Genomic DNA, 15096 nt, shown 5'->3' with positions numbered 1-15096 from the left:
CTCGGGTTGGATCTCCTGTCTTATGAGCAATTACCGTACCCGATGAAACCGATCATGAGCTTGTTAAAGACCGGGAATAGTTCAGGTTTCACTCAACGGTTACCGCTCAAGGATCGCCATATTGACGCTAATCCCTTGTCTGGTGGGGGCTGGCGGCAAGCGGCGCTGCATCTGCGGTGCAATGACAAGGGAGGATCAGTCTGCTCGCATTCATCCCATGGCTGGGTAAGGCGGATAGGGTTACGCCCCCGTTACACCTGTCGTGATGCCACATCGGTGTAGCAATATGGTAAGAAATGTCCCACTTCAGTGATTCTAAACGGGACATTTTGCCCTGTTTTTCCGCTGATCCGTTTTACGGATTTTTTTCCCATTGCGACTCTCTTCTGAATTTTACTGCCCTGATGATCGTTTGGTATGCAACTTGCGACGCATGATTTGGATAAGCACCGGATATCAAACCATGACGGCAACGAATAGCGACCATAGAAGGGACCATAACCCTTCACAATTTAATGTTTCTGTGATCATCCAGCAGTCACCCAGTGATTCCCGATGGTTGGAAGACCGCTGGGAGGCCGTTGGCGTTGTTGCCACCCTGGAAGAGGAGAGGCTCGATAGGGCCGGGCCGAGCCTGATCCACCAGGAGGGGCCGGTCAGTCACTATCTCTATCCGGGATTCACCCTGCGCCTGCATGAGGATGAGTGTGAAAGCTACTACTACAATCTGCTCTCATCTCAACCCCACTGTTATGTGGTGGCGAATTTGGACGACCAGGGCAAGCCGAACCCTTTTCTTGTCAGCCTCAGTTATGACGAGGCCCATGCCTATCTAGAGGGCGACGATACCGTCTACACCGTACCGGTACCTGCCGAGTTGTATCGTTGGACAGAGGCCTTCGTGCTGGACCACTACGCGCCGCAGAAAAGGACCAAGCGCAAGCGTGCCGACTGGAAATCTGCAGCCCGCGGGCCCGGCGATCATGAAGCCTGAGGATTCCCCGGAAACAACCGTTCAGCCAGACGCCGGCTTCTATCGTCGCTGGTCTGAAAAGAAACAGGCTTCCCGGCAGCCCCTGGCGGAGCGGGACGAATCCGACGAAGAGCAACAACAGCCTGGCGACGAGGATATGCCTACGTTGGAGAGCCTGGATGAAAACTCCGACTACAGCGGTTTCCTCTCCCCCCGGGTATCCGATCAGCTGCGCCAAGTCGCATTGCGAAAGCTCTTCCACAGTGCGGCATTCAACGTCTGCGACGGCTTGGATGATTACGCAGAGGATTTCACGAGTTTTGAAAAACTCGGGGATCTGATGACAGCGGATCTGCGTCACCGGCTGGAGCAGGAGGCACATAAACAGCAAGTAGAAGCGGATGAGTCGGCCGAGCGCGATGCACTGGAGAGTGACGCATCAGAGGATGAGGCGAGTGATGGGTCGGCGACAGCTCAGACCGGGCAAAACGAAGATCCAACCAACGAGGCGGAAACATGAGTGAATCGAACGCCACGGCCGTGTCAATGGTCAACCGCCGGGCGCGGGATCTGGCGTTGCAGGCGATGCGGGAAACCGGCGTGGAGGCGACCAGTCTGGTCAACTATCAATCCCGTGGCCGGGTGGCGGTAATTGGGGATCAGACGGCGCTGGAGATCGCGCCGCGGCTGAACGATAAGCTCAGTCCGATCGTGGTCTTGACCCGGGGTGCGGAAGAGCCGGGCGCTCCGGTTGTACCTGTGGGTGGACGTGACCTTCGCATAGAGGGGTATCTCGGGGCTTTCAAGATACATCTCGGCGAAGCCGGCCGCGCCAATGCGGAGATCCTTGCGGTGGATCTGATCCTGGATCTCTCGCACGTGCCTTTGATGGATCGGGAGATGAATCCTCCCGGTTACTACCACTCGAGTATCGAAGAGGATCAGCTCTCACCGGTACTCGATGAAATGGCTCAGATGACCGGTAATTTCGAGAAACCCCGCTATTTCGACTACGATCCGGCGATCTGTGCCCATGGCCGTTCGGGTAAGCATGCCTGCACCCGTTGCATCGATGCCTGTCCCGCCGATGCGATCACCAGCCTGGCTGAGACTGTTGAAGTGAACAGCTATCTCTGCCAGGGAGGCGGCGTCTGCGCCAGTGTCTGTCCCAGTGGGGCGATGCGCTATCTCTATCCATCGGTCAGGGACACTTTGCAACGGCTGCGTCAGTTGTTGCATACCTATCGTGAGCAAGGAGGGAGTTCTCCGGTGGTGGTGTTTCATGCCGCTTCGGATCAACCGTTGCCGAACGAGATGCCCGCCCACTATCTGCCGGTCATGGTGGAGGAGTTGGCCAGCATCGGCATGGATGTCTGGTTGACGGTACTGGCTTATGGCGCCAGGCAGGTGTTGTTGGCGGATGACGGCGGTATGCCGTCGGCCGTGAAGCGTGCGATGCAGGAACAGTTCGCCGTCGCGGAGGAGATTCTGCGTGCGATGGGGTATCCCCAATCATCGATCCGGCTGATTGCACATGCTGAACTGCTGCGGGATAGCAGTGAGGGTATGCCTGAGATCCCGCTGGCGGGATTTTCCGGGATCGGCAGCAAGCGGCAATCGATCTATCTTGCCATCGACCACCTTTACGATCAGGCCGAGCGGCCCAAACCGATGGCCAGCCTTCCCGCGGGCGCTCCCTTTGGGACCGTCTATGTGGAGGAAAAGGCCTGTACCCTCTGCCTCTCCTGTGTCGGCGCCTGTCCGGGCAAGGCATTGCAGAGTGGCAGCGAGGGTATGCCACAGCTTCGTTTCATCGAGGCCAACTGTCTACAGTGCGGACTCTGTACCCGCACCTGTCCCGAGGACGCAATCTGGATCACGCCGCGCTTGCTGTTCGATGCGGAGCGTCGTAATCAGACCCGTACCCTGCGGGAGGAGGAGCCCTTTCGCTGTACCGCCTGCGGTAAACCCTTCGCAACCCGCTCGGTGATCGAAAAGATGCGAAGCAGACTTAAAGATCACTATATGTTTCAGAGCGAAAGGGCGCTCAAGCGGCTTACCCTGTGCGATAGCTGCCGGGTGGTGGATATTGTGCAGGACGCGGAAGCCATGGGCGGGGATCTGGATGGGCGGCTGCGACAATAGAGCCCCATTTTGACCAACCATTGGGAGATGCCGATTCTGCGATTGGATCCGGGGGGAGTGAGGACTTGGTCGATTTCAGTCCAATTTGTCATTTCTTTCCCATGAGAGCTGGTCCGGTGCTTGCAAACAGTATTTGTCTGAGGAGAGTGTGATGACCGAAATGAGCCAAGCCTCCAGGCTGACAATGAGTGCGCGGAAAACCCGTTGCCCGGTTCGGTGGCTGACACCGTGCCTGCTGTCGATCTGGATCGGGAACAGCACTATCGAATCGGCGCCTACGGCATGTTGGCTCAACTGTTGCGGAAATCCCCGGATCAACTGATGCTCGAAAAGGTCAGCGGTTTTGCGACCGTGGAACCGACCAGGGACGAGTTGGCGTTGGCGATGTCCATGTTGGGTCTATCCGCATCGGATTCGCGGCCGCACGCGGTGGAGCTGGAGTTTCACGATCTGTTCATCGGCATGGGTCGCGGTGAGTTGGTGCCCTATGGCTCCTGGTATCTCACGGGGTTCCTGATGGAGAAGCCCCTGGGCAGGCTGCGGGACGATCTGGCGATGTTGGGATTTCAACGCCAGGACGGTGTCACTGAACCGGAGGATCATGTTGCCGCACTGTGCGAAGTGATGGCAATGATGATCGGCGAAGGTATCGGTTTCCATCAGCAATCACACTTCTTCGAATCACATATGGCTGGTTGGCTGGAGCATTTTTTCGCTGATTTAAGTGAGGCGAAAGCTGCAGTTTTCTATCGCGCGGTGGGGCGCTTCGGCGCCTCATTCGCCGCGATGGAGAAGCGTTACCTGAGCATGCCCGTGTAGGGCTTTATGTGTGTGGCCAGACCGAATATTCCATGACTGAACGGTGAATCCGAGCGGAGGATGATTTCATGAAAAAACAGCTTAAGCAGAAACCGGATCCGAAACGCAGGGCGTTTCTGCGCGGCACAGCGAGTGCCGGTGTCGGCGTCGCCGTCGCCGCTAGCCTGCCCGGTCTGACAACAGCCTCCATGGATGAAGCTTCAAGCGAGTCGGCCAAGACAAAGAAGGGCTATCGCCTGACACCCCATATCGCGGCCTATTACAAGTCCACCGTGAGTTGAGTTTTTCGAGGATACCTGAATGAAACTGCATAAAACCTCCGATCTGGTGAACGACAGCAGTAAAGCGTCGGTTATACCCGAAAGATCATCCGCCGGTCAGACCATGAGCCGTCGCGACTTTCTGCGTAACTCAAGCCTGATGGCAGGCGGTGCCGCATTGGCCACCGGATTTGCCCCGGGCATGATGAAAAAGGCCGAAGCGGCAACAGCCGAAAAGGGTCAGGCGGAGCAGATCAAGACCATCTGTACCCACTGTTCGGTCGGTTGCGGCATCATCGCCGAGGTCCAGAACGGCGTCTGGACCGGTCAGGAGCCCGCCTTCGATCATCCCTTCAATCTGGGCGCCCATTGCGCCAAGGGCGCCTCGGTGCGTGAACACGGGCATGGCGAAAGACGGCTGAAATATCCCACCAAGCTGGTGGATGGCAAATGGAAGCGCATCTCCTGGGAGCAGGCGATCAACGAGATCGGCGACAAGATGCTCGAGGTGCGCGAGCAGTCGAGCCCCGATTCGGTCTATTGGCTGGGATCGGCCAAGCACAACAACGAACAGGCCTACCTGTTCCGCAAGTTCGCCGCATTCTGGGGCACCAACAATGTGGACCACCAGGCCCGTATCTGTCACTCCACCACAGTAGCCGGTGTCGCCAACACCTGGGGCTACGGTGCCATGACGAACTCCTATAATGACATCCATAACTCCAAGTCGATTCTGATCATCGGCGGCAATCCGGCGGAGGCCCATCCTGTCTCGCTGCAGCATGTGTTCAAGGCCAAGGAGCAGAACAATGCCCAGTTGATCGTTATCGATCCTCGATTTACCCGTACGGCAGCCCATGCCAACCAATACCTGCGGCTTCGTCCCGGTACGGATGTACCCGTTGTCTGGGGCATGCTCTGGCATATCTTCAAAAACGGCTGGGAGGACAAGGAGTTCATCCGTCAACGGGTTTACGGTCTGGAGGAGGTGAAGAAGGAGATCGCCAAATGGACGCCTGAAGAGGTGGAGCGTGTCTCCGGTGTACCTGAGAACCAGGTCTACGCAGCCGCCAAGACGATGGCGGACAATCGCCCCGGCACTTTCATATGGTGCATGGGGGGCACCCAGCATACCATCGGCAACAACAACACCCGGGCCTACTGCGTCTTCCAATTGGCCCTGGGCAACATGGGCACCGCAGGTGGCGGGACCAACATCTTCCGTGGCCACGACAACGTGCAGGGCGCCACCGACTTCGGTGTTCTTTCCCACACACTGCCGGGCTATTACGGTCTGTCTAAGGGGGCCTGGGGACATTGGTCCAAGGTCTGGGATGTGGATTACGACTGGCTCGCCGGCCGTTTCGAACAGGCCAGCTACGAGCAATCCAAGGGCAAGGATGCAATGGTGATGAACACCAAAGGTATTCCTGTATCACGCTGGATAGACGGCGTGCTGGAAGAGAAGGCGAATATTGCGCAAAAGGACAATGTGCGGGTGATGGTGTTATGGGGACATGCACCCAACAGCCAGACCCGTGGCCAGGAGATGAAGAAGGCCATGGAGAAGCTGGATATGATGGTGATCATCGATCCCTATCCGACCGTCTCGGCGGTCATGCATGACAGGACCGATGGTGTCTATCTGCTGCCCGCCGCCACTCAATTCGAGACCTATGGTTCGGTGACCGCATCCAACCGCTCACTGCAGTGGCGGGACAAGGTCATTGAGCCGATATTCGAATCCCTGCCGGACCACACCATCATGTATCGCCTGGCGAGCAAGCTTGGTTTCGCTGACGAGTTGTTCAAGCAAATCAAGGTCGAGAACGACGAACCCTTGATCGAGGACATCACCCGCGAATTCAACAAGGGCATGTGGACTATCGGTTATACCGGTCAGAATCCGGAGCGCATGAAAAAGCAGCAACAGAACTGGGGAACCTTCGACTACACCAGCTTGTTGGCGGAGGGCGGTCCCTGCGACGGTGAATACTACGGTCTGCCCTGGCCCTGCTGGGGTACCGCGGAGATGGGCCACCCCGGCACACCGAATCTCTACGACACCAGCAAGCCGGTGGCCAAGGGCGGCCTCAACTTCCGTGCCCGTTTCGGCGTCGAGCGCAATGGTGAAAATCTGTTGGCAGAGGGATCCTATCCGGTCGGCAACGAGATCAAGAACGGTCATCCTGAGTTCACCGCCGAGCTGTTGAAAAAACTGGGTTGGTGGAATGACTTGACCCCGGAGGAGAAAAAACTGGGTTGGTGGAATGACTTGACCCCGGAGGAGAAAAAACTGGCCGAGGGCAAGAACTGGAAGACAGACCGTTCCGGCGGCATCCAGCGTGTCGCCATCAAGCATGGCTGCGCGCCCTTCGGCAATGCCAAGGCCAGGGCTGTGGTCTGGACCTTCCCCGATCCGGTACCGGTCCATCGTGAGCCCCTTTATACCAACCGGCGTGATCTGGTGGAGAAGTATCCCACCTACGAAGATCGCAAATCCTTCTATCGCCTGCCGACCCGCTATGGCTCGATTCAGGCCAAGGACTACTCCAAGGATTTCCCCATCATTCTCACCTCAGGTCGTCTGGTCGAGTATGAAGGCGGTGGCGATGAGTCCCGCTCCAATCCCTGGTTGGCGGAGCTGCAGCAGGATATGTTTATCGAGATGCATCCGCGCGATGCCAACAATGCCGGCGTCAGGGATGGCGAAGATGTCTGGGTCGAGGGCGCCGAGGGTGCCCGCATCAAAGTCAAGGCGCTGGTGACACGGCGGGTGGCGGCTGGTGTGGCCTTTATGCCGTTCCACTTCGGCGGCCACTTTCTGGGTAAGGATCTGCGCAGTAAATATCCCGAGGGCGCGGATCCATACGTTCTGGGCGAAGCCTGTAATACGGCCATGACCTATGGCTATGACTCGGTCACGCAGATGCAGGAGACAAAATGCAGTCTCTGTCGCATCAGCAAGGCATAACCGGGTTTTAAACAGAGGACACTAACATGGCACGAATGAAATTTTATTGTGATCCGGAACGTTGCATCGAGTGCAATGCATGCGTAACCGCCTGTAAAAACGAGAACGAGGTTCCATGGGGCGTGAACCGCCGCAGGGTGGTGACCATCAATGACGGCGACGAGGGTGAACGCTCCCTCTCGGTGGCTTGCATGCACTGTTCGGATGCGCCTTGCGCCACGGTCTGTCCGGTGGACTGTTTCTATACCACCCAGGACGGTGTTGTACTGCATGACAAGGATATCTGTATCGGTTGCGGTTACTGTTTCTATGCCTGTCCCTTCGGCGCACCGCAGTTTCCCGAGGATGGCGCCTTCGCCACGCGAGGCAAGATGGATAAATGTACCTTCTGCGCCGGCGGACCGGAGGCCGACAACAGCTCCGAAGAGCATCGCAAGTACGGTTCCAACCGACTGGCCGAAGGCAAGCTGCCGCTGTGTGCGGAGATGTGCTCCACCAAAGCGTTGCTGGCGGGAGATTCGGATACCATCTCCGAGATCTATCGCAAGCGCATCATCAATCGCAGTGCGAGTGTGATGGCGCGGGGTGTCTCCTATCGCGATGCCTCGTTCCGCGCACCTTACAGTGCCGCCAGCAAGAGCAGTGCTAAAGAGTGATTGCGGGCTAAAGGGAGAGCTGAGGTTCCATGTACAGGGTAAGCAACCTTTCTCAGGCCGGTCTTGGCCTCAAAACAGGGGTTTTACTGTGGCTGCTATGGTTGCTTCTCCTGCCGTTGGAAACTGTCGCTGATACCAAGCAGCCGAAAGGCATGCCATCGACAATGGTGCTCAATCCTGCCGCGGAATTGTGGCGGGATGTGCGTCAGCGGGATATGCCCATATCAGGTACCACCCAGGTGAAGGGAGTGGATTCGGGTGTGCTGATCAATGCGAATGGCGATAAGTGGCGTAAATTCCGCATGCAGCAGTTGATTCCCATCGGCGGTTTCCTGCTGCTGGGTATCCTTGTCGGCCTGGCGGTTTTCTACATGGTACGCGGCAAGGTGAAAATCGTCGGCGGTGAATCGGACAGGAAGCTGCCCCGTTACACCAGCTATGAACGATTGATCCACTGGTTCATGGCATCGATTTTCCTGTTTCTCGCCATCACCGGCCTGATCATATTATTCGGCCGCCCGCTTTTGATACCCATCTTCGGCAAGGAAATCTTTTCCATCATTGCATCGGCCAGTAAGGAGGGTCACAACCTGATGGGGCCGCTGTTTATGGTTGCGCTGATCCTGGTGTTTGTGAAATTCGTCCGGCGCAATATCTACCAGAAGGGGGATATGAGCTGGCTGTTACGGGGTGGAGGCATCATCGGTAAGAAGCATGTTCCGTCCAACTTCTTCAACATGGGCGAGAAGAGCATGTTCTGGATGCTGGTGCTCGTGGGCTCGGTGATCGTCGTCTCCGGACTGGTATTGATATTTCCCGTTTTCGGTCAGAGTCGGGAGTGGATGGAGCTGGCCCATGTGGGTCATGCCATCGGCGCGATCCTCATGATCGGTGTGATCCTCGGCCACATCTATATCGGCAGCATCGGCATGGAGGGCGCCATCGACGGTATGACGACCGGTTACTGCGATCTTAACTGGGCCAAGGAGCATCACGATCTGTGGGCGACACAGATGGAAAAACGGGGTGAAGCGATAGCGAATGAAGAAGTAAATCGATTCAGCGATCCCGATACCAACGAATACCTTGGCAGAGAGTTACGGGAGGCCGACAAGTGATCGCTCAATTCATCGATGGTCCCCTGTGGATCTTCTCACTGAGCGTCTTTTTGATAGGCGTCACCTGGCGTATCGTGACGATACTCATGGCGGGCAACAGAAAAGATCTGGCCACCCCCAGGGGAAGTGCTTCCGCAGGCGCCATTCGCACCGTCTTCACCCGCTCTGTATATGAGCGCAGCGCGGCCACCCGGGGACGGCTCCTGCTGGTCGCCGGTTATCTGTTCCATATCGGACTCTTCGTGTTGCTCTTCTTCGCCCAGCCCCATATCGATTTCATCGCCGAGCGGATCACCGGTCTCAGCTGGACCGCGATACCCCATTGGGCCTTCATCCTTTCCGCCGAACTTGCATTTCTGGGTCTGCTGTTGCTGTGGATACATCGTCTGCTCAGTCCGGTGACCCGTATGCTCTCCGACCTGGATGACCACTTGGGCAGTCTATTGGTTTTTTTGGTCATGCTGACCGGCTGTCTGGCATTGGCGCAATCATTCGAAAGTCTGCGCCTGATCCATCTGCTGCTGGCTGAATTGCTGCTGATCTACTTTCCCTTCAGCAAGCTGATGCATACTTTCACCTTTATCTTGAGTCGCGGTTATACCGGCGCAACCATGGGGCGCAAAGGTGTCAACGCATAGCCCGCATTTCTCACGCCCAAGGATCCTCCCGCTACGACCGGGTGTGAGTAATGTGGATTAGGGGGGGTTATGAATGAACAGTTTGAGCAGGGCGTAGAGGCGCTGCGCCAGCAGATAGACGCAAGGATCTCATCCTATTTCTCCAGTTGCGTCCACTGCGGACTCTGTGCCGAGGCCTGCCTCTTCTATACAGAGACGCAAGATCCCCGCCACACACCGATCTACAAGGTGGAACCGATGAAGAAGCTGTGGCGGCGGGAGCATACCTTCTGGGGCAAGTTGGGATCTGTCTTCGGTTGGGTTGAATCCCTGACCGAGAAAGACTTCGCCGATTGGGAGACGCTGGTCTATGACAGCTGCACCTTGTGCGGACGTTGCTCCATGGTCTGTCCGGTGGGCAACGACATCACCTACATGATCAGAAAACAGCGGGAGGGCTTTTCGGTTGCCGGCTATGCGCCCGACGGTATGAAGGAGGCGACCCGGCGGGCGTTGAAGATCGGCAGTCCCATGGGCGTAACGATCAAGACCCTCAAGGCCGCTCTGGCACATGTGGAAAAGGATACCGGACTGAAAATTCCGATAGACAAAAAGGGAGCTGACTATATGACCCTTTTCTCCTCGATGGAGATAGTCAATTTCCCGGAATATATCGAGAGCATTGCACGTATCTTCGATGCGGCGGGGGTCTCCTGGACCATCAGCAGCAAGGCATTCGAGGCCACCAACAGCGGTATCCAGATCGGCAACAAAGAGGCGGCCGCAGAACTGGTCAATCGGGTAGTGATCGCAGCGGAAGAGCTGGCTGTCAAGTATGTGATCAGTCCGGAGTGCGGGCATGCCTATACCGCAATACGCTGGGAGGGACCGAACCTGGTCGGTCGCCACTATCCCTTCGAGGTGATCCATATACTGGAATTGCTGGAACAGCTGAAAACCGAAGGACGTCTGCAACTGGATTACAAGGACAGCACACCGATGACGCTACACGATCCCTGCCAGATCGTTCGGCGCGGTGGTGTGGTGCAGCAGCCCCGTGAATTGCTCAACAGCGTGGCGGAAAATTTCGTCGAAATGAAAGACCATGGGGCAATGAACTGGTGCTGCGGCGGAGGCGGCGGCGTGAGTGCGAATGAACGTGCCGAGCCGTTACGGTTGCATGTGTTTGACCGCAAGAAAAAACAGCTGCGGGAGACCGGAGTAAATACCATTGTCACGGCATGCGCCAATTGCCGCATCATCCTGGAGGAGGGCATAGAACACAACGATATGGACACCGAAGTGATCAGCCTGACCGAATTGGTTGCGGACCATTTGACGGCTTCGCCCGAGAAAAAATAAAAAGTCCGCAAATGAACGCGAATAAACGCAAATTCTAGGGAATACTAATTTAAGTTATCTCGTTCCCACGCTCTTGCGTGGGAATGCATATATCAATATAACTACAGAACGAGGTATGGATTCCCAGGGAAGACCCCGGTAACTAGAAAATTTCCTTAAATTTGCGTTTATTCGCGTTCATTTTTAGACTATTTCAGCCAATCTTCTACAGCGGTCCACGCTTGTGAATTGCCCTTTTTTAAAGGGTTATAGATGTTCAACATATGCTGTACTTGAACTGTCTTACATCACAAGGGAGTCACTTGGCTGTCTGCAGCGAAATCGACGAGGGCTTCCGGTCAATAAGTTAAAAATCCAACAATATCCTGGGGGTCATCATGTTCTCTCGTATGAATAAATTATTTATTGCCATGCTGTGGCTTGCACTCTATGCGCCGCAGATCAATGCCGGCACTCCGGCGCCAGACGGCGTCATGCTCTATATCATCTCGCCGGCCAACGGTGAGCAGGTGAACAGCCCGGTCACTGTACGTTTTGGATTGAAAGGCATGGGTGTCGCGCCCGCGGGTATCGAGCGCGAGAAGACCGGTCATCATCATCTGCTGATCGATGTGGAAGCGATGCCGGCCATGGATAAACCCTTGCCTTCGGATGAGAACCATCGCCATTTCGGAGGCGGCCAGACAGAGGTCACCCTCGATCTTGCCAAAGGTAGCCATACCCTGCAGTTGGTGTTGGGCGACAAGGATCATATCCCCTTCGATCCGCCCATCCTTTCCGAAAAAATCACCATTACGGTGAAGTGAATAGGGTTTGCAGTTTGCGGTAAAAAATAGAAGCCGCAAATGAACGCGAATCACCGCGAATATTCGCGAATGATAGAAAGGTATTCTTCTGGTTCCCACGGTCCTCCGTGGGAATCCATAACATGTCCTGTTGTTACGCTGATGTCTGCATTCCCACGCTGGAGCGTGGGAACGAGGACAACTGTTTCTCATTGCAACAACAGATCAAGGTATGGATTCACACAGAGGGCCTTGGGAACCAGCGAGTCTGCATGTAAGCAATCCATCAAATTTGATTGGCGCATATTCGCGGTGATTCGCGTTCATTAGCGGCTCAACTCTTAAGGCAGAGCCTTTTCCCCGTTACGTCTTCGTAGATATTCAATCGCAATCCCTACCAACAATCCCAGGGCAACATTCAGCAGCAGGCAGACAAGTCCGGTGATAACAATAACCGGCAGGTTTTCCCGAGAACCTTGTGTCAGCTCTTTGCTCATCGCGAGATCCAATCCGGCGAAAACCAAAAGCGCGCCAACCGCAGCAAGGGGAATCAACAACAGCAGTTGCAGGGCGTTCGGCCCCAACAGCAGACCGAATGACAGGCAGGTGATACCGAATATTGCCGGCGCCAGGCCGGTGCGGGCACCGAATCTGTGTTGTACCACCAGGCCCCCCGCGCCGTGGCACATGGGAAAGGCGCCGAGTGGCGCCAGAAGCAGATTAAGCACCCCGGTACTCATGCCAAGCTGCCGGGGGGTAATCGGTCGCGCTTGATCCTCAAAAAGACGTCTTGCGATAGCCGCGGTTACGATCATTGCGTTGGTCAGGGTCAGGGCGAGTTGTGGCAGCAGAATCGTTTCAGCCGGTGTCCAGGCATCGGACCAGTCGATACTGACCCATTGGGGCAGATAAAAACCGATGGTAATCTCCGGCATCTGGCCAGGTCGGTCAATGCCGCTCCAGATGACGCTGCCTAGAATGACCAGGATGGCGGCAACGGGTTTGAACCGTGTCGGCAGCAGCAGGAGTAAAAGAACCAGTGACATCAGGCCGATCATGGGCTCCTGCAGTATCAACCCGGCCCCGGCCCAGGCAAGGATCAAACCGACCCCCAATTGAATCCCGGTGAGTACCGATTGAGGTATCTTTTTGCCGATACGCGAGACAAGTCCCGTGAGCGTCAACAGGAGAACCGTTGCACCCAGAAGCAGACCGGTGACGGCGATGGCGCCGGCTGTGAGATTGTCGGCGATGACAACGGCCGCTGCCGCTTTCATCGGTTGTACAGGGATAGGGCGACGGTAGATCACGGCGACCGAAAGGGCAAACAAACCGAAGCCAATGAATAATCCTGAAGGATCCATCAAGTGCAGCGTGAGTACGGCGATTACAATGGGCAGGAAAGTGCCAAGATCGGCGAATGCGCCGGATAGTTCACCGGCTACCTGTTTTGTTGTAAGCGTCTTCAATGTGTTGTTGCTTTTATAAAAACCGGTATATTTTGCTCATTAAAATATAATCGTAGCAGTTGTGTAGTGAAACGCAGCCTCATCGGATCCAGGTGGATTCAAAATGAGCAAGGTGCTGTTGTATAAGCTGACGACTTGTTCCAGGTATCCTCAATATCAGGTTAGGGTTATCCTATATGTATCGATGTAAGATGTTGGCCGTTGCACTCGTCACCCTGGCGTTTTCCGGTCTGGCCGAGTCGGATGGGATTGATGGCTTCAATTTCACCCCCCTCGACGCGTCCGCCAATTCCGCCGATTGGAAACCGGCTTCTCCCTGGAAAGTGCCAAAGGGCTTTAAACAGCGGGTGGTTTCCGACGAGACCGATCTGAATATCTACGATGGCGGCCGCAATGACTGGCATGACATGAATACGGTGAATGAGACCGGACCTGAGAAGGGCCGGTACCTCTACCGAACCCATGAACTGCGCAACCCGAACAGCCAACCGGAAGGCGGCTCCGTCAGTGTGGTCGATCTGAAGACCGGCGAGACTCGGATTCTGGTCCAGGATTCGGGCTATGACGCTCTCGATGGTATCCGTTGGACTCCCTGGGGCACGATCCTGTTTGCCGAGGAGATCACCGATGGCCGTCTGTTCGAGATCTTCCTGGAAGATGATCGGATGACGGCCAAGCGAGTGGTGGACAGAGCGGCGGTCGGGCGTATTGCCCATGAAGGCATAGATCTGGACCCGGACGGCAATCTATACGTCATAGACGAGCATCACGGCCGTACCTCGGGCTGTAACGGTGACGTACCTTGCGGCGGAGGCGTCTATAAATTCGTACCCGATGTTGCGGGTGATCTCTCGGCCGGCGCGCTCTATGCCTTGAAGGTGAACGGCAGGGATGGTGTCGGCCAGGGCGAATGGGTGGGTCCCATCGATCCCTTGAACGTCCGGGAATCAGGCAGTGCCGCCGGTGGTCAGAGCTACCAGCGCCCCGAGGACCTGGAGATCATCGGGGATACTCTCTATGTCGCCATCACCGAGGGACCCAGAGACACGAAAGTCGACAGGCGCGGTCGGCTCGTCTTCACCTCCGAACTTTACGAAGGTCGAGTTATCGCCATCGATCTTCACACCCTGCAGGTGACCAATTTCGTCAAGCCGGGTGTGAATGCGCCGGTGGAGATCGGCAAGCCGGGTGAGGAGGGGCACCAGTCGGGTTTCGACAGCGTGGACAACCTTGCTGAAGCGCCGAATGGGGATCTTGTGATGATCGAGGACAATAATCCCTCGGATATCTGGTTCGCCAGTCAAGTGACCAATGCGTTCGGTGCATCCCGGTCCGTCACCCTGTTTGCTTCCCTGACCGACCCCGGCGCGGAGGGCACGGGTATCTACTTCAGCCCCGAAGATCCCGACACCTTGTATGTCAATGTACAGCATTCGGCTGCGGACGATGGCGACGGCACCTGGGCCATCAGTCGTGAAGAACGCAAGGGAAAGTAGGCAAAGAATGACCAGCGCAAGAATAGTCAAAGAGATGATAAATAACAGTAATGACAAGGATGTGCGTTCTTGACCGAGTGAAGACTCCATCGTCGGGACTGGGGAGTTGATTTAGCCGCGAATGGACGCTAATCACCGCAAAATTACGCAAATTTATACGGGACAATTTTAATAGTCATCTAGGGCCTGTTAACACTAATCCAATGCGCCCTGTTGTGTCTGAAAAAGCGCCAATCAAGGCGCGAGGAGAGAAGTTTGGTTATTCCAAATGAACGACGAGCAACGCCGAGTGGCGCTTTTTCAGGCACAACCCGAAGGGCTGGGGCTGTTTTCGCCCCCAGCGGCGTTATCATTCGCTCATGTAGAATAACTACACTACACTCATTCTGCCTTGCTGGGCACAAAAACAGCCCCAGCAGGGC

At 55.9% G+C, this 15096-nt stretch carries 13 protein-coding genes; 12 read left to right on the top strand and 1 reads right to left on the bottom strand.

The annotated features are described in order from the left end of the window. The first annotated feature begins 463 nt into the window (after nt 1-463). The 11 genes from CODIS_RS16965 (at nt 464) to CODIS_RS16915 (ending at nt 11730) form a co-directional block, all read left to right on the top strand. Nucleotides 464-994, top strand: coding sequence for a DUF3305 domain-containing protein (locus CODIS_RS16965; protein WP_162420268.1), 531 nt, complete (start codon nt 464-466; stop codon nt 992-994). Beyond that, a complete protein-coding gene (locus tag CODIS_RS16960; protein WP_069127234.1) occupies nt 984-1493 on the top strand; it encodes a DUF3306 domain-containing protein in 510 nt (169 codons plus the stop codon). Before CODIS_RS16965 ends, CODIS_RS16960 begins: the two co-directional genes overlap by 11 nt. Further along, complete coding sequence (locus CODIS_RS16955; protein ID WP_069127233.1) at nt 1490-3118, top strand: 4Fe-4S binding protein; 1629 nt, start codon at nt 1490-1492, stop codon at nt 3116-3118. The genes CODIS_RS16960 and CODIS_RS16955 overlap by 4 nt, the downstream gene beginning before the upstream one ends. A gap of 204 nt (nt 3119-3322) precedes the next feature. Then, on the top strand, nt 3323-3937 hold the full coding sequence (locus tag CODIS_RS16950; protein WP_069127232.1) for a TorD/DmsD family molecular chaperone: 615 nt from the start codon (nt 3323-3325) through the stop codon (nt 3935-3937). A 68-nt stretch (nt 3938-4005) separates the two neighbouring features. Next, nucleotides 4006-4218, top strand: a complete 213-nt coding sequence (locus CODIS_RS16945; RefSeq protein ID WP_069127231.1) for a hypothetical protein — start codon at nt 4006-4008, stop codon at nt 4216-4218. Nucleotides 4219-4237: 19 nt separating this feature from the next. Next, on the top strand, nt 4238-7171 hold the full coding sequence (locus CODIS_RS16940; protein WP_069127230.1) for a formate dehydrogenase subunit alpha: 2934 nt from the start codon (nt 4238-4240) through the stop codon (nt 7169-7171). A 26-nt stretch (nt 7172-7197) separates the two neighbouring features. After that, on the top strand, nt 7198-7827 hold the full coding sequence (gene fdh3B, locus CODIS_RS16935; RefSeq protein ID WP_069127229.1) for a formate dehydrogenase FDH3 subunit beta: 630 nt from the start codon (nt 7198-7200) through the stop codon (nt 7825-7827). A gap of 29 nt (nt 7828-7856) precedes the next feature. After that, nucleotides 7857-8945 (top strand): formate dehydrogenase subunit gamma, encoded by a 1089-nt coding sequence (locus CODIS_RS16930; RefSeq protein ID WP_069127228.1) that lies wholly within the window; start codon nt 7857-7859, stop codon nt 8943-8945. After that, the gene (locus CODIS_RS16925; RefSeq protein WP_069127227.1) at nt 8942-9583 is read left to right on the top strand and encodes a hypothetical protein; all 642 of its coding nucleotides are present in this window, start codon (nt 8942-8944) and stop codon (nt 9581-9583) included. Before CODIS_RS16930 ends, CODIS_RS16925 begins: the two co-directional genes overlap by 4 nt. A 69-nt stretch (nt 9584-9652) precedes the next feature. Next, nucleotides 9653-10924 carry a (Fe-S)-binding protein gene (locus CODIS_RS16920; protein ID WP_069127226.1) on the top strand — a complete coding sequence of 424 codons (1272 nt, stop codon included), beginning with the start codon at nt 9653-9655 and terminating at the stop codon, nt 10922-10924. Nucleotides 10925-11334: 410 nt separating this feature from the next. Next, nucleotides 11335-11730: a DUF4399 domain-containing protein gene (locus tag CODIS_RS16915; RefSeq protein ID WP_235615267.1), complete on the top strand. Its 396-nt coding sequence runs from the start codon at nt 11335-11337 to the stop codon at nt 11728-11730. A 320-nt stretch (nt 11731-12050) separates the two neighbouring features. On the opposite strand, the gene CODIS_RS16910 is transcribed toward CODIS_RS16915, so the two are convergent. Continuing rightward, entirely contained in the window at nt 12051-13178 is a 1128-nt protein-coding gene (locus CODIS_RS16910; protein WP_069127224.1) for a putative sulfate/molybdate transporter, read from the bottom strand. 176 nt (nt 13179-13354) lie between these two features. Between CODIS_RS16910 and CODIS_RS16905 the strand changes: the two genes are divergently transcribed. Beyond that, the gene (locus CODIS_RS16905; protein ID WP_069127223.1) at nt 13355-14674 is read left to right on the top strand and encodes an alkaline phosphatase PhoX; all 1320 of its coding nucleotides are present in this window, start codon (nt 13355-13357) and stop codon (nt 14672-14674) included. Nucleotides 14675-15096: the final 422 nt, after the last annotated feature.

Origin of the sequence: Candidatus Thiodiazotropha endolucinida, assembly GCF_001715975.1 — a bacterium.
Classification (GTDB): Bacteria; Pseudomonadota; Gammaproteobacteria; order Chromatiales; family Chromatiaceae; genus Thiodiazotropha; species Thiodiazotropha endolucinida.
Note: the sequence above shows the minus strand (reverse complement) of the source record. Positions and strands in the feature narration are given on the sequence as shown.